Origin of the sequence: Thermoanaerobacter ethanolicus JW 200 (assembly GCF_003722315.1) — a bacterium.
Classification (GTDB): Bacteria; Bacillota; Thermoanaerobacteria; order Thermoanaerobacterales; family Thermoanaerobacteraceae; genus Thermoanaerobacter; species Thermoanaerobacter ethanolicus.
Window position 1 is genome coordinate 781,058 of sequence record NZ_CP033580.1, and the last position, 21,644, is coordinate 802,701.

At 32.8% G+C, this 21,644-nt stretch carries 21 protein-coding genes; 16 read left to right on the forward strand and 5 right to left on the reverse strand.

The genetic code is table 11. The features are described 5' to 3' along the window. Window positions 1-322: 322 nt before the first annotated feature. The gene (locus EB239_RS03810) at window positions 323-1,726 is read right to left on the reverse strand and encodes a sigma-54 interaction domain-containing protein (protein WP_003869928.1); all 1,404 of its coding nucleotides are present in this window, start codon (window positions 1,724-1,726) and stop codon (window positions 323-325) included. Between the two features lie 166 nt (window positions 1,727-1,892). Next, a complete protein-coding gene (rmuC, locus tag EB239_RS15205) occupies window positions 1,893-2,120 on the reverse strand; it encodes a DNA recombination protein RmuC (RefSeq protein WP_042835454.1) in 228 nt (75 codons plus the stop codon). 269 nt (window positions 2,121-2,389) lie between these two features. On the opposite strand from rmuC, the gene EB239_RS03820 reads away from it, so the two are divergent. From EB239_RS03820 to EB239_RS03835, 4 genes are all read left to right on the forward strand, one after another. Next, window positions 2,390-3,217, forward strand: coding sequence for a BglG family transcription antiterminator (locus EB239_RS03820; RefSeq protein WP_003869927.1), 828 nt, complete (start codon window positions 2,390-2,392; stop codon window positions 3,215-3,217). 189 nt (window positions 3,218-3,406) lie between these two features. Continuing rightward, window positions 3,407-4,576: an iron-containing alcohol dehydrogenase gene (locus EB239_RS03825; protein ID WP_003869926.1), complete on the forward strand. Its 1,170-nt coding sequence runs from the start codon at window positions 3,407-3,409 to the stop codon at window positions 4,574-4,576. A 175-nt stretch (window positions 4,577-4,751) separates the two neighbouring features. Continuing rightward, complete coding sequence (locus EB239_RS03830; RefSeq protein ID WP_003869925.1) at window positions 4,752-7,226, forward strand: transglycosylase domain-containing protein; 2,475 nt, start codon at window positions 4,752-4,754, stop codon at window positions 7,224-7,226. Window positions 7,227-7,318: 92 nt separating this feature from the next. Then, window positions 7,319-9,115, forward strand: coding sequence for a WD40 repeat domain-containing protein (locus tag EB239_RS03835; RefSeq protein ID WP_003869924.1), 1,797 nt, complete (start codon window positions 7,319-7,321; stop codon window positions 9,113-9,115). A 58-nt stretch (window positions 9,116-9,173) separates the two neighbouring features. Here EB239_RS03835 and EB239_RS03840 read toward each other — a convergent pair whose 3' ends face one another. Continuing rightward, window positions 9,174-10,394, reverse strand: coding sequence for an IS110 family RNA-guided transposase (locus EB239_RS03840; RefSeq protein ID WP_006570329.1), 1,221 nt, complete (start codon window positions 10,392-10,394; stop codon window positions 9,174-9,176). Between the two features lie 217 nt (window positions 10,395-10,611). Then, complete coding sequence (locus EB239_RS14870) at window positions 10,612-10,743, reverse strand: hypothetical protein (protein ID WP_318261434.1); 132 nt, start codon at window positions 10,741-10,743, stop codon at window positions 10,612-10,614. Window positions 10,744-10,762: 19 nt separating this feature from the next. Here EB239_RS14870 and EB239_RS03845 point away from each other — a divergent pair, with 19 nt between their 5' ends. Then, a complete protein-coding gene (locus tag EB239_RS03845; RefSeq protein WP_318261435.1) occupies window positions 10,763-11,260 on the forward strand; it encodes a WD40 repeat domain-containing protein in 498 nt (165 codons plus the stop codon). 24 nt (window positions 11,261-11,284) lie between these two features. Next, complete coding sequence (locus EB239_RS03850; RefSeq protein WP_003869921.1) at window positions 11,285-12,457, forward strand: M20/M25/M40 family metallo-hydrolase; 1,173 nt, start codon at window positions 11,285-11,287, stop codon at window positions 12,455-12,457. A 204-nt stretch (window positions 12,458-12,661) separates the two neighbouring features. Here EB239_RS03850 and EB239_RS03855 read toward each other — a convergent pair whose 3' ends face one another. Continuing rightward, on the reverse strand, window positions 12,662-13,939 hold the full coding sequence (locus tag EB239_RS03855; RefSeq protein ID WP_003869920.1) for a transposase: 1,278 nt from the start codon (window positions 13,937-13,939) through the stop codon (window positions 12,662-12,664). Between the two features lie 196 nt (window positions 13,940-14,135). Here EB239_RS03855 and EB239_RS03860 point away from each other — a divergent pair, with 196 nt between their 5' ends. From EB239_RS03860 to EB239_RS03905, 10 genes are all read left to right on the forward strand, one after another. Continuing rightward, complete coding sequence (locus EB239_RS03860) at window positions 14,136-15,014, forward strand: damage-control phosphatase ARMT1 family protein (protein ID WP_003869919.1); 879 nt, start codon at window positions 14,136-14,138, stop codon at window positions 15,012-15,014. 89 nt (window positions 15,015-15,103) lie between these two features. Further along, window positions 15,104-15,391: an ArsR/SmtB family transcription factor gene (locus EB239_RS03865; protein ID WP_003869918.1), complete on the forward strand. Its 288-nt coding sequence runs from the start codon at window positions 15,104-15,106 to the stop codon at window positions 15,389-15,391. 60 nt (window positions 15,392-15,451) lie between these two features. After that, window positions 15,452-15,772 (forward strand): NifB/NifX family molybdenum-iron cluster-binding protein, encoded by a 321-nt coding sequence (locus EB239_RS03870; RefSeq protein WP_003869917.1) that lies wholly within the window; start codon window positions 15,452-15,454, stop codon window positions 15,770-15,772. Between the two features lie 23 nt (window positions 15,773-15,795). Continuing rightward, window positions 15,796-16,002, forward strand: a complete 207-nt coding sequence (locus tag EB239_RS03875) for a 4Fe-4S dicluster domain-containing protein (protein WP_003869916.1) — start codon at window positions 15,796-15,798, stop codon at window positions 16,000-16,002. A 5-nt stretch (window positions 16,003-16,007) separates the two neighbouring features. Further along, on the forward strand, window positions 16,008-16,382 hold the full coding sequence (locus EB239_RS03880) for a hypothetical protein (protein WP_003869915.1): 375 nt from the start codon (window positions 16,008-16,010) through the stop codon (window positions 16,380-16,382). Between the two features lie 250 nt (window positions 16,383-16,632). Then, entirely contained in the window at window positions 16,633-17,727 is a 1,095-nt protein-coding gene (locus EB239_RS03885) for a TDT family transporter (RefSeq protein WP_003869914.1), read from the forward strand. A 97-nt stretch (window positions 17,728-17,824) separates the two neighbouring features. After that, the gene (locus tag EB239_RS03890; protein WP_003869913.1) at window positions 17,825-18,844 is read left to right on the forward strand and encodes an arsenic resistance protein; all 1,020 of its coding nucleotides are present in this window, start codon (window positions 17,825-17,827) and stop codon (window positions 18,842-18,844) included. Window positions 18,845-18,942: 98 nt separating this feature from the next. Next, complete coding sequence (gene lpdA / locus EB239_RS03895; protein WP_003869912.1) at window positions 18,943-20,331, forward strand: dihydrolipoyl dehydrogenase; 1,389 nt, start codon at window positions 18,943-18,945, stop codon at window positions 20,329-20,331. A 95-nt stretch (window positions 20,332-20,426) separates the two neighbouring features. Continuing rightward, entirely contained in the window at window positions 20,427-20,966 is a 540-nt protein-coding gene (locus EB239_RS03900) for a flavodoxin family protein (RefSeq protein ID WP_003869911.1), read from the forward strand. Between the two features lie 82 nt (window positions 20,967-21,048). Continuing rightward, a complete protein-coding gene (locus tag EB239_RS03905) occupies window positions 21,049-21,633 on the forward strand; it encodes a TetR/AcrR family transcriptional regulator (protein ID WP_003869910.1) in 585 nt (194 codons plus the stop codon). The last annotated feature ends 11 nt before the right edge of the window (window positions 21,634-21,644 follow it).

Below are 21,644 nucleotides of genomic sequence, written 5' to 3' on the forward strand. Positions count from 1 at the left end.
CTACTCCTTTCAAAAATTTTTAAGCATAAAAATCACACTCCTTTTATGCATTTGTTATTTTTAACCTAATTATCCATATATAGAAAAGCACTGTTATTAATAAAATAAATTTGTCATGTTAATATATTAGCAATAAGCGTGCCAAATTTATATACTATATTAATTTAACTTTTATTTATTAAACTTGCTAAGATTTAATAGTGAAAAAGAAGAGTGATATATGAATCATTTATGGTTCATATATCACTCTTCTTAGCTAAAACACTTTAGTCTAGACGTTTTTGCTGTGATTTATTAATGATTCAGTTGAAGCATTTTTGGTTCAACTCCCTAATTTTTCTCGTATCTTCTTATATTTTCTTACAATCGACGTTTGGCTGATCTTTAAAGCTTTTGCAGCTTCCCTCGTGGAGTGGCAATGTTCCATCGCAAGTTTGATCAACTTTGTTTCAGCTTCATCAATTAATTCTTTTAGTGGTACAATGTCTCTAAGTATAATCTGAAATTTATCATTGTTTAAACTATTTATAAGTTCATTGGGGAGATCTTTTTCAGTGATTACATCATTCTCAGTCATGACGACTAATCTTTCAATCACATTTTTTAATTCTCTCACATTACCTGGCCAATTATATGCTTCAAGATATTTAAATGTATTTATAGACAAATCTTTGCGGGAATTATATTTTTTATTGAAATACTGAAGATAGTGAATTGCAAGTGGTATTATATCTTTTTTTCTTTCTCGAAGAGGCGGCAAAATTATAGGAACGGTATTTACTCTAAAATATAGATCTTTCCTAAACAGTCCTTTATCTACCAATTCTTTTAAATCCTTATTAGTCGAGGCAATTAATCTAAAATTGATTTTTTTTGATTTTTCGGAACCCAACCTTCTTATTTCAAACGTTTCAATGACTCTTAAAAGTTTTCCTTGTAAGCCGATCGGAAGTGAATTAAGTTCATCTAAAAAAAGTGTTCCCCCATCAGCTAGTTCTATTAACCCCACTTTTCCTCTTTTTCTTGCACCAGTGAAAGCACCTTCTTCATAGCCGAATAATTCAGCATCCAGCAATGACTCAGGTATCCCAGCACAATTTATGGAAATAAAAGGAGCTTTATTACGAGGACTCATTTCATGAATAAATCTTGCAATTACTTCTTTCCCTGTTCCAGATTCTCCTTCCAATAAAACATTAGAATCTACTTGTGCTACGCGATATGCTAATTGCATTATTTTTCTCATTTCTTCACTCTCAGCAATTACTTTCCCTGAATAGCCCCTTTCTTTCATTAACTCCAAATAGTATTGTTCTGAAAGAGACTGAATTTTCTTGCATTCGTTTTCAAGGTAGATTAAATCTGTCATGTCTCTAACATTTGCCACAATGTATTTTATTTTTCCCTTCTCATCTAATATAGGTGTAGCTGTTACCATAATTTCTTTTATGGTTTTACCTTTTAAAGTTTGATTTATTGTAATACGCTCTTTTTTTTCTATAACCATTTCTACTATTGATTTATTAATTATTCCTGTTTTGGCCAAATCTTGGGCATGAGTTTCAATCACATCTTCTTTCTTATAACCAGTCATTTCCAGTAATCTGTTGTTTATATTCAAAAATCGTCCTTCTCCGTCAGTAATATAAATCCCATCATAGCTTGATTCCAGTATTGCGTTAAGTTGTTCTTTTATAAATTGTAATTCATTGTCATTATTAGTCATAAAATAGTACCTCCTAGGAAACTATTTTTCATTCCCTTATGCAGGAATTTTTCTGGATTATCATACTACCTGTTTTTATTAATACATCTTCTTTTTTATTTTTATTATATCACAGCAAAAACTTTTCGTTAAAAGTTAAACTTGAATTTGGCAAGTGACAAACAAATTAAATGTCCATCTGAAGGCTATTTAATATGGCAGATGATGTTGTTGGTCTTGCAATTGTAACTTTAAAATTTTTTTGGAGTACATCCGAGAGTCTTAGTATTATTAGAACTTCTATATATAGACTTTCCATAGTTAGAAACATTATGCCAAAATCAGTAGTATTCAGAAGTCCAAGATATTTATCGCAAAATTTTTTGTTTCTTGCTTTACTTTTTTCATTCTGCATCTATAATAACACAAAGTAGATGATAACATAATCATAATAAGTAAAATTGCATTAGTGCGTGTAAAATACGCCAAACGAATAATTCTGAAAATAGCCGCTATACAAAATCATCTTGAAGAAATATTATTGTATCGACGAAGTGGATTTTATTATAAAACATTTAAAATTTCCGCATTAATTATGGAAAAGTAATGAATTTTAATTTAGACACTTACTTGTTATAATACAACTGTAAACAATGGGTAAGCTCTTAAGAGGTTGATCATCAAATGGATGCGCGCAAAAAGAAGATTCTCAAGAAGCTACTTGAAAATAAAAAGCCGATTACAAGTGAATATCTATCAAAATTACTTGGTGTGTCTTCAAAAACAATACGGAATGATATAAAAGAATTAAACGAAGAGCTGAAAGGTAAATCAATAGAAATAATTTCACTCCCGGGAGTAGGATATTTCATTAGATTCACTGGAGGTGATAAAGAAAAAGGTATTATAAAAGAAGTGCTGGATGATGATAACTACGTCGTTCCTACCATGCCGGAGGAAAGGGTAAGGTATATAATTAAGAAACTTTTATATACTGATTGCTTTATTACATTTGAGGAAATTGCGAGAGATCTTTATGTAAGTAAATCAACGATAGTAAATGATGTAAATAAAGCAGTAGAATGGCTTACAAAGCATAACCTTAAACTTTTTAGAAAGCCTAATTATGGCATTAAAATCGAAGGGAATGAAATGAATCTAAGATTTGCAATATCTGACTACCTTAATGAACAAAATAATAAATCGGCATTATATGATGTGTCTGCTTTTGAAGAGATGTTTAAAGATATTAGTCTTGAAAAAATAAAAAATATCATAATTGATGCTCAAAAAGATATGGATTATAAACTTTCAAATATTGCATTTTATAACTTACTAATTCATATAGCAATTGCAATTAAGAGAATAAAGCAAAATAAAACAATAAACGTTTCCAATGAAGCTTTTAAAAATATGAAAGATAAAAAAGAATATAAGATTGCACAAGGAATAGTTAAAGCCATAGAAAAGAATTTTGATATAAATATGCCCGTAGGTGGAATTTGTAAATGAGAAAGCTAAGAAATTTTGTGATGTATTCGTTTTGCGTCCAGCGCTACTGTTGACTTTTACCTTTATCCCATTTCATTATTTTCTCCCTTTGTGTTATAATTTCTAAAGGACATTTTTATTAATGTATTTTGACGTCTTGGTAAGCTTCCAAGGGATAAAATGATAAAAAACTTTTGGGGGAGTGATTTTATGGAAAACTTTGTTTTTTCAAGCCCTACAAAAATTATTTTTGGCAAGGGAACAGAATATCAGGTTGGCAGGGAAGTAAAAAATTATAGCAGTAAAGTGCTGCTTTGTTATGGTGGAGGAAGCATAAAAAAGACTGGTTTATATGATAAAGTTGTAGATTCTTTAAAAGAAGCTGGAGTTGAGTTTATAGAGCTATCAGGTGTAAAGCCTAATCCAAGGCTTAGCCTTGTGCAGGAAGGAATAAAATTATGCCGAGAAAATAATATCGATTTTATTTTAGCTGTTGGCGGAGGAAGCGTTATTGACACTGCAAAGGCTATTGCAATGGGTGTGCCTTATGAGGGAAATGTGTGGGACTTTTTTGCAGGAAAAGCGCAGCTTGAAGAGGCTTTACCTGTAGGTGTCATCTTAACTATCCCTGCAACAGGAAGTGAGGCAAGCGATGCTACAGTTATTACAAATGAAGACGGATGGTTTAAAAAAGGGTTTCATCATGACTTGATAAGGCCTAAGTTTGCAATTATGAATCCAGAGCTTACATATACATTACCCAATTATCAAACGGCCTGTGGTGTTGCAGATATTATGGCCCACGTCATGGAAAGATATTTTACAAATGTCAAAAATGTTGATTTGACTGATAGGCTTTGTGAAGCTACTTTAAAAACTGTTATAAACAATGTGCGTATTGTGCTAAAAGACCCAGCAAATTACAATGCAAGGGCAGAAATTATGTGGGCGGGTACCATCGCACACAATGATTTATTAAGCACAGGAAGGATAGGAGATTGGGCTTCCCATAGAATTGAACATGAACTAAGCGCTATTTACGATATTGCTCATGGAGCAGGACTTGCAATTATCTTTCCAGCCTGGATGAAATATGTATACAAGCATGATATAAATCGCTTTGTACAATTTGCTGTAAGAGTATGGGATGTGGACCTACCTTATGAAAACCTCGAAGACATAGCATTAGAGGGTATAAGACGAATGACAGAATTTTTTAAAGAGATTGGTCTTCCTGTTACCCTTAAAGAAGCAGGCATTTCTGATGACAGATTTGAAGAGATGGCCAATAAATGTACAGACAATGGCAACAAAAAACTCGGCAGTTTTGTAAAGTTAGGAAAGGAAGATGTCATTAATATCTATAAATTAGCAAAGTAGAATTTCTAAAAGTCAGTCATTATTGGCTGACTTTTTTGCTGTGATTTTATATTTTTTTAATAATTAATTAATAATTTGTTACAAATTGGACATAAAAACTGATATAATTTATGATATAATCTATATTGACAAAATGTGACGTGTGAACCGAGTATTTTTAATATGGGGGATCGATATGGAAAATAATGCAAATTTAAAGCGAAGTGAAAGGAGAAAGCATAAAAGAAAAAATGAAAACAACAGTACCATTAGAAATATATTAAAATTTTTAGGATATGCAATATTGATTTTGATTTTTATAGGAGTTGGGGTAATAGGAGGCAAAGTTTGGGCAATAATTAAAAATACTCCACCGATTTCGCAGGAGGCTTTGACAGCACAAAGCCAATCCTCCATTGTATATGCAAAAGACAGCAATGGTCAGTGGCAAAGAGTAGCAATACTTCATGGGGCTGACAATAGGCTGTGGGTTCCTATAGAAAAAATACCCAAAGATTTGCAAAATGCTTTTGTTGCTATAGAAGACCAAAGGTTTTATAAAAATAATTTAGGGATTGACCCCAAAAGAATCATTGGAGCTCTTATTGCAGATATTAAAGCAGGAGGTAAACCCGTTCAGGGTGCAAGTACTATAACGCAACAGCTTGTAAAAAATACCATGCTTTCCAATGAAAAAACACTTACCAGAAAAATACAAGAGGCTGTACTTGCGTGGAGATTAGAACAAAAGTATACAAAAGAGCAAATACTTGAAGCATACCTTAATACAATATATCTTGGAGGACCTAATGTAAATGCTTATGGAGTCCAGGCGGCAGCTTTGGCTTACTTTGGCAAAGACGTAAGCCAGTTAGACTTAGCCGAATCTGCTATGATTGCTGGTATTACTAATAATCCGTCTGTATATTCACCTTATGCCAATTTAGAAGCTGCTACACAAAGACAACACCTTGTTTTAAAAAAAATGCTCGAACAAGGGTATATTACTAAAGAGCAGTACGATAAAGCAATAGCAGAGAAATTGGTATTTAAAAAGACGAATTTTACCACATATGACCATAAATATTTTATAGACCAAGTCATAAATGATGTAGCAGATGAATTGTCTAAAAAACTCAATATCTCTCATGACGAAGCAATAAACAAAATATATAATGGCGGACTCAGAATTTATTCGACAATGGATTTGAAAATACAAAGTTATGTTGAAGAGGCTTTCAAAAACCCAGAACTTTTTCCTATGAATTCAAAGATTAAAGACGAAGTTCAGGGTGCAATGGTTGTAATGGATTGGAGAACAGGAGAAGTTAAGGGACTTGTTGGGGGACGTGATACTTCTAATATAGTTAGAGGATTCAATAGGGCAACTCAAGCTTATAGACAACCGGGCTCTTCAATAAAACCTCTTACGGTTTATGGACCGGCTTTAGAAAGCGGGCTCACAGCAGCGACAGTTGTTGATGATGTTCCAACAACTTTTGGCAATTGGACTCCTCACAATTACGAAAGTTCTACTTATAGGGGACTTGTAACGCTGAGAGAAGCTTTGACTCATTCATTAAACATCCCTGCTGTCAAAGTTGTTGATAGGATAGGGGTAGCTACTTCTGCAAATTATGGCAAAAAATTTGGACTTGATATAACCAAGAATGATATGTATTTACCTGCTCTTGCTCTTGGGGGACTTTACAAGGGGGTTACGCCTCTTCAAGAAGCTGCTGCTTATGGAGCAATTGCAAATGGAGGAGTTTATACAACACCTATTACTTTTACTAAAGTCACAGATTCTGAAGGGAATTTGATTTTAGAAAATAAACCGTTAAGACATGTAGTTTTAAGCGAGCAAAATGCTTATATATTAATGAACATGATGCAAGACGTTGTAAAATACGGCACAGGTACTCGTGCGAGGATTCCTAATATGCCTGTTGCTGGTAAAACTGGAACTACTGATAATTACAGTAATGCATGGTTTTCAGGTTTTACTCCTTATTATGTTGCTACTGTGTGGATGGGCTATGATAATAATTCTATTTCATTATACGATACCAGAACAGGTACTAAGGTAGTAGGTGGCAGTTACCCTGCTCAGTTGTGGAAGACAGTGATGCTTCAGATACACAAAGATTTACCATATAAAGATTTTGTAAGGCCATCAGGAATTATTTCTGCGACAGTATGTCGCGATTCAGGAGAACTTCCTACAGATTTGTGTCACTTAGATCCTCGGGGTGACAGAACCTATACTGAAATTTTTGCACAAGGTACCCAACCCACAACTTATTGTACTGTTCACGTAATGGTTAAAATAAATTCTCAAAATGGTAAACTAGCAACGGATTTAACTCCTCCTGATTTGGTAAAAGAAGCTGTGTTTATAGATCCACCGGGTAGAACACCAGCGCAGAATGCAGTTGCACTAGATGGAAAATATGTGGTTCCAAAAGAATACGACGATATTGTTCCGCCACCACAGAATTCTACTAATGGTAATGCTCCAAGGGATAATACTCAACCACCGCCCGCTAATAACGGTGGTACAGAGCAACCTCCTGGAGGAGAAACGACCAATCCGCCTCCTAACAATGGTAATTCTCAAACTACTCCGCCTAGTAATAACTCTCCTTCCACAACAAATCCAACACCATGAGAAAAAAGCATACTTGAAAGCATAGCTTTCAAGTATGCTTTTTTTATAAAATGTGCTATTATTAACTTAAGGTACAGTTGGAGGGGTTAAATTTGAAAAAGATTGTTTTATTAATGATGGTTTTAGTGTTATTTTTATCAGGGTGTGACAATTTAAAAACCCCAGGGGAAGCTATAAAACCTCCGAAAAATATTGCAAATGCCGCCTTGCAAGACGGCAATGTGCCTTTGTGGACAATTCAAAGTAATGGAGAAAGATTTTTTGATACGACATTTATATCAGAAGATGAAATCGTTACTTTAGTGTATAAAGATGGCAACATATATTTGAGAAGTTATGACAAAGATAAAATGATTGAAGAAAAACTTTTGGGGACAAAAGCAGATTATAGAATATTAAATACCTCTTTAAATAAATTTGTGGTTAAAAAAGGAGAAACGGAAATAGCACTTTATGATGATAAGTTAACTGAAATTTTAAATTATAATGTGGAGGCTAAAAAGATTGATTATCAAAAGAATGTGTTAGATGCTATGGTGTCTCCTGATGGAGAAGCTGTTGTTATTTCCAATGTATACTATAAGGATAATTATCCAGCTGATGGCGAATTAATATTGTTCAATCAAAATAAAATTGTCAAAAAGATAAATCATGTAATACCGAAACTTGAAAATTTTAGCGATAATAGCGAAAAATTTTTGTTTATTGATTTAAGCAATAGAAATAACAACAATAATTTGATGAAAGAGAAAGAAAATGACGTTCTTTATCTTTCCTCTAGTGATTTGCTACAATATAACATTTATGTGTATAATAGAAATGGGAAAATGATAAAAAGAATAAAGATGCCGCTCAGCCCATCAAAGGTAGAAGGAACTTCTGGCATGACAAAAATTTCGGCTTTATTATCTGCTGATGGCAATACAATTTTATTTTCCAGTTATTTTGACAAAAAACTTTATATAGAAAAATTAAATGGCGACAAAGCAGAGATCCCAACGATAGCAGAGAGGTTTTACACTAATAAAGATGCTACTAAGTTTGTTATAGGCAATTATGGAGTTTCTAAAATTTATGATAGTTGTGGAAAGCTTGTAGACTATATTGTAGTAAATTACGGACTTATAAATGATGTGCGTTTTGAAGGGAATAATACTTATTTTGCTATAAATGGCACAACAATTCCTAACGCGAAAACTAAAGATTACATAGGGGTCATGGATGAAAGTGGAAATATGATTTGGACTGCCAAAGTCTATGATACTATAGCAATGCTTAAATTTTCTCCAGATGGCAAAAGAATTATGGCACAGTCTTCTAAATCTATATCAGTATATGACTATCACAATGGGAAAATGGACATTATACCTCGCCCTATAAACGGAAAATATCCTGAGTTTGTCTGGAAAAGGTTATTAAATGAAGACATTGAAGGAGAAAATGCTTTTATATTTACAGATGAATTAGAAAATATTTATATAGCTAAAAATACTAATTTGATAAAGGCTACAAAAAATGGCAATCAGTTTTGGATGGTAGGTACAAGTAAACCTATCAAATTTTTGGATTTATCTCGCAATGGAGAGTTAATTGCTTTAGTCATAGAAGATGAAAAAGGCAGTGAAGTGATAGTTTATGATAAGTCAGGCATGGTGATTTCCCACAAATACATAATAAAAGGGCACGAAGTAACTTCCGTTTCTGTATCTCCTGATGGAGAATATTTTTCCTATGCAGTATCAACGCCTGAAAATGAGGAATATGGCTCTTTTATTGATTTTTTTAATGATAAAGGGTATATGATATGGGAGCAAAAAATAAAATCTACTTTTGTTTATGACTTATCTATCCTGAAAATAATGATCCTCAAAAAGGCAATAAAAAACTAAGCCCATACCGATGTAAAAATATGGGATAAATAAATGGTTAATAAAGTTAAATTAAAAGTTAAGACACTGCAGATTCGACCGTGACCTTAAGGCCTAAAGACTCTAGCTTTTTTAAAGATTGACGAATAATCATATTACGCTTTTTCTCTTCATAATAAGTAGGACCTAATTCAATATATGGTTGCTTTTGCTTGAGAATATGATAAACTATAATTAAAATGCTATGTGCCACTGCAACTGCTGCACGGTTTGCTCCTCTTCGAGCAGCGATGCGGTGGTACTGACTTGAAAGATAAGTACCTTTTGCCCTTGAGGCAGCTCTGGCAGCTTCAATAAGAGAGCTTCGCAATTTTTGGTTACCTTTTCGAGTTCTTGCAGACTTTTGTTTACCAGCACTTTCATTATGACCTGGACACAACCCTGCCCAAGAACACAAATGGGCAGCAGAGGGGAACTGTTCCATATTCGTGCCGATTTCGGCTATTATTTGTTCTGCAGTTCTTCTTCCGACTCCAGGGATTGTATCCAGCAGTGCCAGGTCTTTTTCAAAAGGGAGCATTCGATTTTTAATTTCTTCGTCTAATTTTGCTATTTCTTCATCAAGGTAATCAATATGTCTAAGCTGTATTTCCAGAAGCATCCTTTGGTGATGATTGATCAAGCCTTTTAAAGCGCGTTTTAGTTCATCCATTTTATTTTTTAGCTTGCCTTGAGAAAGCTCAGCCAGGATTTCGGGATTTTCTTCACCATTTATAATAGCCTCAAGTATAGAACGACTGGATGCCCCGTTGATATCAGAGACTACCGAAGACAGTTTGATATTAGCTCCTTCTAAAACCTTTTGTATGCGATTAAGTTCTCTTGATTTTTCTTCAATGAGGCTTTTTCTATAGCGGACAAGTTCGCGAAGCTCTCTTTGTTCTCTGTCTGGGACAAAGCTGCCTTGCAAAAGGCCATGTTGCAAAAGACTTGCTATCCACTCAGCATCTTTTACATCGGTTTTTCTACCAGGGACATTTTTAATATGCTTAGCATTGACGAGTAGGATTTTAATGCTCTCAAGCTCAAGTAGATTGTAAATAGGTTTCCAATAAGAGCCGGTACTTTCCATAGCAACAACAGAACAACCTTTAGCTTTAATAAATTCTTTTAATGCAATAAGGTCATCGGTCATAGTTGAAAAAGTGCGGATTTCTTTACCTTCTGGTGTTATTATACAAGCTACGACATTCTTTTTATGGACATCTAATCCGCAAACGTGAGAGTAAACTAAATCCATGAAAGAGCCAACTCCTTTTTTAAAATTTGAACGATAGCGACTGTAAAATTGAAGAGCTGGTGCAACAACCATAAGGGGTTATTCTATCCTGCGTGCTTCCCGTAAAGGGAGCAACAATCTGTGGTGCACCTGGTCGTTGGAGTCTGTCTATGAGTCGGGCTCAAAGCACCAAGGTAAGAACGACCTTTCTTCACCAGCCGCTGTACTGATTATATCATCAAAAAAGGACATTTTCATCCTCTGCTGGTGCCGCATTTGCGGCATGGGAGTCTATAAATAAAGATATAGTAACTGCTTCTTTTGATGATGGTAATTCTTCTGGAATTTTAGCGATGGATTTTAGCGGCAAAGTTTTTTATAATAAAGACATGAAAAGCAATGAACCTTTTATAACAGCTTCAGAGGATGGAAAAGCGTTTTTACTCTTAGGTTTTGACGGTAGTATTGGATTTTATAATAGAGAAAAGGCGCTTTTAAGTGAAAACTATACAAAAAAAGGAGTTATACAACAAGCTTTAATGTCTAAAGATGGGAAAGCAGCGGTTCTAATATCTTTCAGCAAAGATTATAAAGAATATTATATTACATTTTTTAACAATTTTAATATGACAAAAACTATAACTTCTAGTTGGAAAGTTAAAAAAGCAGTTATGACACCTGATGGAAATTATATAGTAATTTTATCTCAAGAATATGACAATACCATAAACAATGCTAATAAAATAACTATGTACGACAAACAAGGAAATACTTTATATAGTTATTATCATAAAAGCGGTATTTATGATATTGCTATTACGGAGGATGGTTCGAACTTGTACATATATTCCGCAGATGGTTACGTATATAAGTATCGCAATAAATAGTTTTACTGAGAGGGGGCTTTTAATTTGAAGAGCATTGACTATTTAAAGGAATTGACTAAGTTTGAACACAGGGGCTCTGCGACAAAAAATGAAAGGCAAGCCGCGGAGTATATTTTGCAGGAATTGAAGAGGATGGGGTATAAAGTAGAGAAGCAGACTTTTAAAACTACAAGAGACAATCTATATATGCTTCCTTTACAAGTGGGTGTTTTGCTATTTATTTGCGGTTTTTTCTCATTGATGTACGGCGGACCTTTAGAAATAGTACTATTTTTACTCAGTTTATTTGCGATAAGTCTTTTGTTATTAGAAGTAAGTGGTAAGCCAGTTGAAACAAGTATAATGCCAAAGTTTTTATCTCAAAATGTTTTTACAAGTTTTGATGAAAGCCGCAGCAGAAGAATAATTGTATCAGCTCATTATGATACGCAAAGAGGCAGTATAATGTTTCATCCCAAGATTGTAGATAATCTCAATTTAATTTACAATATTTCATATGTGGGGTTTGGGCTTATACCAATCGGAATTTTGTTTAATATTTTCAATTTAAAATTTATAGCCTCTGTAATATTGTATATTGGACTTGTTATTGTTTTTACTGATATAGTTTTTATGGCTATATGTGAAGTAACAGGTAGGTACACACAAGGAGCAAATGATAATGGCACAGGAGTAGCTTTAACTTTAGCATTGGCAAATTACTATATAAACCATAAAGACAAATTTCCAGATAATGCTGATGTGATATTTTTATTTACTGGCAGTGAAGAAACAGGAGAAAGAGGGATGAAAAATTTCATAAAAAAATATAGAAAAAAATTTGCTTTAGATACCAAATTTATAATACTTGACAATCTTGGAACAGGCAAGATTACGTATCTTGAAGGAGAAGGCATGATATTTTATAAAAAAGCTGGGAAAATGTTACTTGATATAGCAGAGGAGATGGTAAAAGGTCATGCTGGAAGAGTTCAAAAAATGAAAAATTTGCTCCTCCCTACAGATGCTCTTCCAGCAATGGCCGCTGGATTTGATGCAATAGCGTTTCTTGGAAAAGATGAAAAGGAAAGATTGGGGAACTATCACTGGCATACAGATACAATAGAAAATGTTGACACACAGCTATTAAGTTATGAAGAAGAGTTTTTTAAAGAGTATTTAGTTAAAGTAGCGGAAAGATTAAGTAATAAAAACTAATAGGGATGTGCAAAATTAATTAAAATAATCATAATCAAAAACCAAAATATGTATTACATACAATATATAGTAATCAACACTGACAATCAAACATAAAGGAAGTGGTAAGGGAAAAGAAAAGACAAAAAGAGGAGCTAAAAAAGGGCATAAATATCCTGTAGAAGTCAAATGTTAAAAAATGGCATGAAATAGATTCAATAAAAATTAGGCCGATTGCATCAAAGCAACAAGAGATCTAAACTCATCAAATTTACCCAGTTTAATAGCTACAATAGCGACAGTAAGCAAAGTAATATGGCCAAAAGTATTAAGGTTGCTGACAGAATTAATATTTCTAACATAAGCTTTTTCAAAATCTAGAGCTTTAAAGCGGGAATTATATCTTTCTGATTCAATCCTCAATTTATAGACAGCCTTAAAATATAGGGAGTCTCTATTAATAGAGGACCTATAATCAGAAGATATAATAGCATACTTAGTACAGCCTCTATGCTTTTTGCCATTAAAATATTTAGGATGCTGAATAGGGCAGGCAGAGTCATCTTTAGAATTACAGAACTTGCAAACAAATTTTTGCTTAATAAAACCATCAAAATATTGCTTGCCATCTTTGAGCATTTTAATACCTGCTTCACAAACCATATAACCATCATCAGTCAGTGGGGGATTTTTAGAATTACGCTTGTTAAGAGGAATAAAACAATGACCATGGAGAGTATCTCTAACAAAATTATAAACTCTCTTAACATCATACCCCTTATCGGCAATAAAATTAACATACTTAAGGTTAAACCACTTATTAGTCTTCTCAAGCAAAGATAAAGCGGCTTCAAAATCAGGGGCATCAGCGGGGGTAGTAGTTTCAGCGATGGGTAAACCAGAGATAGCATCAACAATAATGTGATTTTTATAGCCCCAATAAAACTTATAGCGTTTATTAGAAGAATCGTTAGAAGCAGAATAAACGCCTAATTTACAATCCTTATCTGACTTAGGCTGATTATCTTTAGAGAATTTATTTTTAGAAAAAGACTTAGGGTTATTTAACTTAGTGTTAGCTTTAATAGGGGTAGAATCCATGGAAATAAACTCACCGGAGATAATACCCATATTTTTGAGGATATTGACCTGATTTTGAAAAATAGAGGTCAAATAATCATGAGAGAAGTCATTAATAAAACGGCGAAAAGTCCAATAAGAAGGAAGAGGTTTAGAAATGTCGAAGCCACAAAGATGAGCAATGATAAGATTATTGCGGAGATAATCTAAAAGGTCAGAAATTGTGCCGAATCTTTCAGCTTTCATGACAATAAAAGCTCTAAAAAGTGCATGGTGAGAATAACCCTTACGGCCAGGACTAGAGGAAGGGAATTCAGGTATTGAAGACAGGTCAAGATTTTCAAACATAGAAGAATAGAAATCAATTTTAGACTGAGAGGTAAAGAGTTCAGGTATATTTAAAAGCAATTGAAGCTGGTACATGTAGAATTTCCTCCTTCTTAAAAAATTTTTTATAGTGTATATATAATAATTCGACAAATGGGAGGGGAAATCCTACATAAAAGATAAAAAATTCAAGAGTGATAGGAAAAAAGTATGTCTGTAGAATGGCTTAAATTAAGGCTTCTGAATTTTGCACAAGTCTAAATAAAAACTAAAATATTTGAGGTGATAATAGATGAAATTAGATCCACAATGTATTCCTTGTGTATTAAACCACGCTTACAAAATGGCTGATAGATATCTTAAAAGTGATGAGGAAAAGGTGACCTATTTGAAAGATGTGATGGAAAGCATAATAAATACACCATCTTCTAAAGCTTCTCCTTATATAACAGGCATTTCGTATAAGCTTCTAAAAAGTTATCTTGGCTTGGATGAAAATTACGACTTTTATTCGGAGGAGAGAAAATATTTTAATGAAAAATTGTTAAATCTGGGAGAAGAGTTAGAGCAGCTTATAAAAAACTCATCGGACAGGCTTTTAACAGCTGTAAAAATTGCTGCAGCGGGGAATATCATAGATTTTGGAGTTTTTGATAATGTCGAAAAAAATGTAATGGAGAAAGCAATTATACCTACTCTGAAAAAAGAGTTTCCTATGGAAGTCTACAATAAATTTAAAAAAGACCTCAAAAAGAGTAAATATCTTCTTTATTTAGGTGATAATGCAGGAGAAATTGTTTTGGATATGCTTTTAATAAAGGAGATAAAGAATTATAATCCTAAATTGCAAATAATTTTTGTCACAAGAGGAGGGTATATACTAAATGATGTAACAAAAGAAGATGCCTATATGGTAGGGATAGATAAATTTGCCCATGTTATTAACAATGGTACAAATATACCTGGCACAGATTTAGAAGAAGTCTCAGAAGAGTTTATGAAGTGGTTTGAAAAAGCAGATATCATTATATCAAAAGGGCAAGGGAATTTTGAGACTTTAAATGATGCTTGTGGGCATAATATTTATTTTATTTTTTTGTGCAAATGTGATCTTATTATGAAAAAGACTAATCTCAAAAGCCTTGATATCGCTTTTTTAAATATAGAGTAATTTGACCTTTATTATTACCGAATTGACAAAAAATTAACTTGACTATATTTGAAAAATCGAATATAATTTATATGAAAGGGTGAAAAGAAGTGGAAGCTGACGTATATAATAAAGCTGCCGAATACTTTAAAGCATTATCACATCCTACAAGAATAAAAATAATAGAGCTTTTAAGCAAAAAAGAAATGTGCGTATGTCAAATGATGGCAGCACTAAATTTAGACCAATCTCATGTATCAAGGCATTTAATGGTATTAAGAGCAAATAAAATGGTAAAAACAAGAAGAGAAGGGACTATAATTTATTATTCTTTAACAGATGAAAATATCATAAACATTATCGATGAAGTGAAAAATATTTTTCTTGTCACAAAATAATTTTTTTACTTGCTATATTCGAATATTCGAATATAAAAATATACAAGGAGGTTAATATAAATGATAATTGTTTTTGCATCAAAAAACCATCTTGGTTTAAATAGCGATATAGGAAGTAGTATTGTTTCATCAGAATACTTTACTGTTGCAGAAATTGAAAATGGAAAGTTAAAGAAAGTTAAAAACGTAGAAAATCCATTTTTTAAAGAAGAGAAAATAAATACACAAAAATTTATTGATTTTATCAAAAATACCAATGCACAAAAAATCGTAGTTTCAGCTGTAGATAATGCTGACATAGAAAATGAGCTCTTATTAAATCATATAGAAGTTATAAAAAATGTAAATGGAAGGATAGCTGATATATTAAAAGAGCTTTAAACGCTGGAGAGGAGGTGAAATATGTGGCAAAAAATTGGTATCCTATAATAGATAAGGATAAATGCATTCAGTGCTATCAATGTGTGAACTTTTGTCCACACGACGTTTATACCATCGGTGACGATGGGTATCCGGATGTTGTAAATCCAGACAACTGCGTAGAATTTTGCCGTGGCTGTTCAAAAGTTTGTGATAATGAAGCTATAACATATTTTGGGGATAGGAGGTAATTTTTATGAGTAAAAAAGGATTACTTTTATGTGTTTGCCAAGGCACATGTCCATCATTTCAAGAGATGGATACATTTGAAGTTTTGAACACTCTAAGAAGAGAGGGTATTTTTGAATGGGTAGGATTACATCCTCAACTTTGTGCAGATGATGGAGATAGGTATTTAAGGGAATTATTAAGAGGAGCGCAAATAGATGAACTTTATGTCGCTGCCTGTGACCCTACAATGCAGAAGAAAATGTACAGAGATGCTTTTGATGATGTAGGCTTTCCTAGAGATAAGCATATTGGAATCGAAATAAGAAACATGAATACACAGCAGGTTATTGAGGAAATAAAGAAAGCTGTTACTCAAAGAGAACAATCTCAAGATAAATAATTATTTAAAGGAGGTTTTGATTATTAAGAGAAATAGAAAAAGATTTAGCAATAATCAAAACCTCCTTTTTTAAATTATCAAGTCTATTTTGAATTATTTTTTTATCCTGAGATATAATAAGAATGTTGTAGAGAATATTAAGGCAGATTAATTATGTGATTCGAGTATCTTTACACGATTTATTGACATATGTTAATTATGCTGATATAATATATTCGTTAATTCGAATATATTAATGGAGGTACGGTCAATGGAACACAGAATATGCTTTAACTGCATTATAAGGCACTTTTCACCAGCATGGTATGCATCCGTTATGGGTACTGGTGGATTTGCTAATGTTCTCTATTTGTTAAGTGCAGAAATGCCTTTTTTAAAACCAGTAGCTATAGCACTTTTCTTTTTAAATATATTTTTGTTTTTAATATTTATAATTCCGTGGGTAGGAAGATGGTTTTTACATTTTGATAAATTAATAGAGGATTTAAAGCATCCTGTTATGTCTAACTTTTTTGTTACTATGCCGGTGGGAGGTTTAATTCTTGGAACAAACTTTTTTATGATAGGCAAGGAATATTTTAGTATGGCATTTATTGTAACATTGAGCACAATTTTGTGGATATATGGTGTAGCTCTTGCCTTAATTTTTGGAGTTTTTGTAACATACAATATGATGATAACAGAGGGTATAGGTCCTGAGCTTACAAATTACTCATGGTATATAACTCCTGTTGCAAGTATTGTAGTGCCTTTATTAGGGAATCTTTTAGTTAAGGTTTATGCTGCTAAAAATATGGAATTGGCAAAATTAATAAATATTACAGATATAGTTTTTTATGGAATTGGATTAATGCTCTTTGTTATACTTAGTAGTATTATTTTGAATAGATTTATAAATCATGCAATGCCGCATGCTATGGCAACGCCAACTTTCTGGATTATACTTGGTCCTATTGGTGTAGGAACTGTAAGTTTGATGGGTATTGCTGACGCTTCGAAGGAAATAGGGTTAATTTTGGTGGCAGATTCTTTAAAGATGCTTTCACTAATTTTATGGGGTTTTGGACTTTGGGCATTTGTGCTTACTGTTATAATAACAATTAAATATCTTATGGAAGGTGGAATACCTTTTTCACTTTCGTGGTGGGCATTTATATTTCCACTGTCAGCATATACTTTGTCAGCTTTTAATGTATTCATGTATACAAAAATACAGCTTATATACTGGTATACAGTATTATTAGCAATTTTACTCGCTATATTGTGGATAAGCACTTTTATAAAGTCTTTGATTGGAACGCTTAATGGTACACTATTGGTTCCACCAGAAAGTAATAAAAAATAGTTGGATATTTTGGCCAGTAGGCCAAAATATTTTAACTTAAATATTTGATAAATCGAATATTCAAAAGTTCTTTTTAAGCCAGAAAGGAGTATAAAAAATGAATAATCTTAAAAAATTGCAAAACCATCTCAATAATTGGATGCTTGTTTATACCTTGATATTAATTATTGCTGGTGTATGGATAGGCTATGGGCATAACGCTACTTTATGGGTAAAAGCAAATCAGCAGTTTTTAACTCTTTTAAATACTGTTGCAGTTTTCTTTATTATCTATCCGATGATGGTAAATGTTAAACTTGAATTGCTTTTAAAGTCAATAAAAAATTGGAAGGCATTGCTATTAAGCTTGATATATAATTTTGTGTGGGCGCCGATTTTTGGATATTTTATTGCGACATATATGATTAAAGATCCTACTTTGTCAATTGGATTTTTATTAGTTATGGTGGTTCCTTGCTCAAGTATGAGCATTACTTATACAGGCCTTGCTGAAGGAGATGTTGAATTAAGCACTATGATTGTGGCTTTAAGTTTTATTGCGGCAATTTTTGCAGTTCCATTTTGGATGAGGATTTTTGCTTCTCATACGAATGTTCCTGTACCGACAGGTCAACTACTTATGTCTATATTAGAAGTTCTTATTTTGCCAATGGTGTTAGGTTATTTAACAAGGACTTTGTTAGTGAAAGCTTTTGGAGAAGAGAAATTTAAAAATATACAACCAATTTTTCCATCTATATCTATAATTTCAATGTACATTTTAATTTTCTTGATATTCTTTAGTAAAGCTGGTATGGTTGTTGATAAAATAGGATTAATATTGTTTTTGCTTGTTCCAAATGCTATCTTTATTGCAGTTACACTGATATTTGTTACGTGGCTTAATAAAGTATTGCACTTTTCGTATAAAGAACATATGGCAATTGTATTTGCTAGCACAGGAAAAAATAATGGGACTGCTGTTGCACTAGCTACTGCTGCTTTTTCTCCTATGGTTGCTATACCAGCAGCTACTATGCCTATCTTTCAGATTATTTTACTGATTTTATATCTTAAATTAGGGCCTTGGATAAAGAAGTATTATGAACCCGTAAATAAAAGAATCTCAGAAGAATAATCAATTACTACTTAGAACATGGATATGCTAAATTAAGATATAAACTTGCATAATATTAAAACATATAAAAAACATACAAAAGAAAGGAAGGATAAATTATGAGAGAGTTAAAGTATGATGTGGTAGTGATAGGTGGTGGCCCTGGTGGTACACCAGGAGCGAATATGTTAGCTAAAAAAGGACTAAAGGTAGCACTTGTAGAAAAAGGAGTAGGCCTTGGTGGAACATGTTTGTTTGAAGGATGTATTCCTTCAAAAATTTATATTGAAACTGCCACAAGATATTCAGAAATAAAAAATTCAAGCAAGTTTGGAATAACATTATCTTATGATAATATCAGTGTGGATTTTGGTGCTCTGAAAGAGAGGAAAGAAGCGATATTGAAAGCGAGAGTCGAAAGAGCAGAAAAAATTGCTAAAATGAATAAACTTGATATCTACTATGGGGTGGCACAGATTACGGATAAAAATTCTGTAGAAGTTGATACGAGAGACGAAAAAGTAAAATTATTATTTGACAAACTTATTATAGCAACTGGCTCTGAGACAGTTAAACCTCCTATTTCAGGAATTAATTTGCCTGGTGTTATTTTTAGCGAAGATATATTTAAACTGGAAGCTAAGCCTGATTCAATTGCTATTATAGGGGGAGGATATATAGGGGTTGAGATAGCTTCTATGTTTGCAAGAGTAGATACAAAGGTAATCATTATTGAAGCATTACCAAGGATTCTTGCAACTGAGGATGTTTCAATAAGCGAGGCGGTTACAGAAGGATTGAAAAATGTTAATGTAGATATGTATACAGATGCGAAAGTTTCTGTTATTGAAAAAGAAGGAGAACTGCTGAAAGTAAATTATAAACAAAATGGTGAAGATAAAACTGTTCAGGCTGAAAAAGTTCTTGTTGCTGTTGGAAGAAGACCACGTACAAAAGAATTAAATCTCGATGTGCTAAATATTAAGTTGGGAAATCATGGAGAGATTCCGGTAAATGAATACATGCAAACGGAAAATATAAACGTATATGCTACAGGGGATGTAAATGGCAGAATAATGCTTGCACATGCAGCAACGAGAGAGTCTATTATTGCGGCAAAAGCGATACTGGGAGAAAAAGTGCCCATGACATATAATGCAATTCCACATGCGATATTTTCTGAACCAGAAGCTGCAAGTGTTGGTATTGATACAACAAAGGCTCATGAACTTGGTTATAAAGTTGTGCGATATTCTTATGCTGAAGATGCTAGAGCTCTTATTGTAGGAGATAAAAAAGGATTTGTTCAAATAATTGCCGATCCCAAGACACATAAATTATATGGAATGCAGATAGTTGGCAAAGGGGCAGGAGAGTTGATTGCAGAAGCAACGCAAGTTATCAGAATGAACGGAAAAGTTGAAGATATTACGGCAACCATACACACACATCCAACATTAAGCGAAATAATAGCAGAAGCAGCAGAAAAAGCGTTAAGTAGCTTTTAATGTTTTTCCAGTAAATATTATTTCTATAAAAGAATGCTGTCAAACAAGTTGGAAAATTGGTATAAAATGTTAAAAGACACGAAAAGGGTGAGGAGATGAATATTTTATATATTTCCGGAAGTCCACGGAAAAAGAGCAACACTGACATTCTTTTAAAATTGACTATGTCAATTACGGGAGGAGAATTTATAAAACTTATAGAGTATAATATAAAGCCATGTCTGGCTTGTTGGGCCTGCCAAAAGGATGGGGAGTGCCCTATAGAAGATGAGATGACAGAAAAACTTATACCAATGCTTTTAAAAAGTGATGCAATTGTAATAGGAAGTCCAGTTTTTTTTAACAACATTTCTGCTCAACTTAAGGCTTTTATAGATAGAACTTGGTGTATAAAAGGACAGTTAAGAAACAAAATTGGCGGTGCTATTGTAGTGGGTAGAAAATATGGGGAAGAAAGTGCTATAACGGCTATAAATGCGTTTTTCCTTAAGCATGATATGATTCCTGCAAATAGAGGCGTTTGTGGCATTGCTTATAGAGAAAGAGAAATTTTAAATGATACGGAAGCAATAGAGGCGACGAAAAGATTGGGAAAGCGTATATTAGAACTTGGAGAAATATTAGGAATTAAATAGCAAGGTATATTTTGTTTTTTGCTTAAATATGTTATAATATGTATGCAAGCAATTACTTGCATACATATTGTGAGGTGTTTTAATGGGCGATTCGGTGAAGGAAAAGATAGTTATGTCTACTTTAAAACTAATTTCTGAAAAAGGATATAAGTCTACAACTACAAGAAATATTGCAGAAGAGGCAGGAGTAAATGAAGTTACAATTTTTAGATGTTTTGGAAGCAAAAAAGATATAGTGCTTTATGCATTAAAAGAGCTGGAATTATTAAAGCCTGTAAATGAAAGAATATTAGACAAATGTACATGGGATTTAAAAGAAGACCTATTCATGTTGGCTCATGAATATCATAAAAATTTTACAGAAGAAAAAGCGAAAATCATGATAGGTTTGAGAAGTCCAGAGATTTTTGAAGAGGTAAAAGAATATCTGATCAGGATTCCAAAAGGCTTTAAAGAAGTTTTGATAAAGTATTTTGAAAAAATGTATGAGAAGGGATTATTAAATACTGATGATTTTGAACTTTTAGCCTTTGCTTTTATATCATTGAATTTCGGTTTTGTTTTAATGAATGCCTCCTATGGTAACAAGCTAATTGGCTTTAGCGATAGAGAATTTGTTAAAAAAAGCATAGAAATTTTTGTAAAAGCAATAGAAAAAAGTGATTGAAGTAGTGTAAA

Excerpts from the sequence above, each read along its gene's own strand:
- EB239_RS03870 (WP_003869917.1), top strand. The coding sequence starts at position 15,452 with ATGATAATTGTTTTTGCATCAAAAAACCATCTTGGTTTAAATAGCGAT.
- EB239_RS03840 (WP_006570329.1), bottom strand. The coding sequence starts at position 10,394 with ATGGATTTAGTTTACTCTCACGTTTGCGGATTAGATGTCCATAAAAAG.
- EB239_RS03860 (WP_003869919.1), top strand. The coding sequence starts at position 14,136 with ATGAAATTAGATCCACAATGTATTCCTTGTGTATTAAACCACGCTTAC.
- EB239_RS03830 (WP_003869925.1), top strand. The coding sequence starts at position 4,752 with ATGGAAAATAATGCAAATTTAAAGCGAAGTGAAAGGAGAAAGCATAAA.
- EB239_RS03885 (WP_003869914.1), top strand. The coding sequence starts at position 16,633 with ATGGAACACAGAATATGCTTTAACTGCATTATAAGGCACTTTTCACCA.
- EB239_RS03820 (WP_003869927.1), top strand. The coding sequence starts at position 2,390 with ATGGATGCGCGCAAAAAGAAGATTCTCAAGAAGCTACTTGAAAATAAA.
- EB239_RS03905 (WP_003869910.1), top strand. The coding sequence starts at position 21,049 with ATGGGCGATTCGGTGAAGGAAAAGATAGTTATGTCTACTTTAAAACTA.
- lpdA (WP_003869912.1), top strand. The coding sequence starts at position 18,943 with ATGAGAGAGTTAAAGTATGATGTGGTAGTGATAGGTGGTGGCCCTGGT.
- EB239_RS03900 (WP_003869911.1), top strand. The coding sequence starts at position 20,427 with ATGAATATTTTATATATTTCCGGAAGTCCACGGAAAAAGAGCAACACT.
- EB239_RS03845 (WP_318261435.1), top strand. The coding sequence starts at position 10,763 with ATGAAAAGCAATGAACCTTTTATAACAGCTTCAGAGGATGGAAAAGCG.
- EB239_RS03810 (WP_003869928.1), bottom strand. The coding sequence starts at position 1,726 with ATGACTAATAATGACAATGAATTACAATTTATAAAAGAACAACTTAAC.
- rmuC (WP_042835454.1), bottom strand. The coding sequence starts at position 2,120 with ATGCAGAATGAAAAAAGTAAAGCAAGAAACAAAAAATTTTGCGATAAA.
- EB239_RS03890 (WP_003869913.1), top strand. The coding sequence starts at position 17,825 with ATGAATAATCTTAAAAAATTGCAAAACCATCTCAATAATTGGATGCTT.
- EB239_RS03880 (WP_003869915.1), top strand. The coding sequence starts at position 16,008 with ATGAGTAAAAAAGGATTACTTTTATGTGTTTGCCAAGGCACATGTCCA.
- EB239_RS03855 (WP_003869920.1), bottom strand. The coding sequence starts at position 13,939 with ATGTACCAGCTTCAATTGCTTTTAAATATACCTGAACTCTTTACCTCT.
- EB239_RS03825 (WP_003869926.1), top strand. The coding sequence starts at position 3,407 with ATGGAAAACTTTGTTTTTTCAAGCCCTACAAAAATTATTTTTGGCAAG.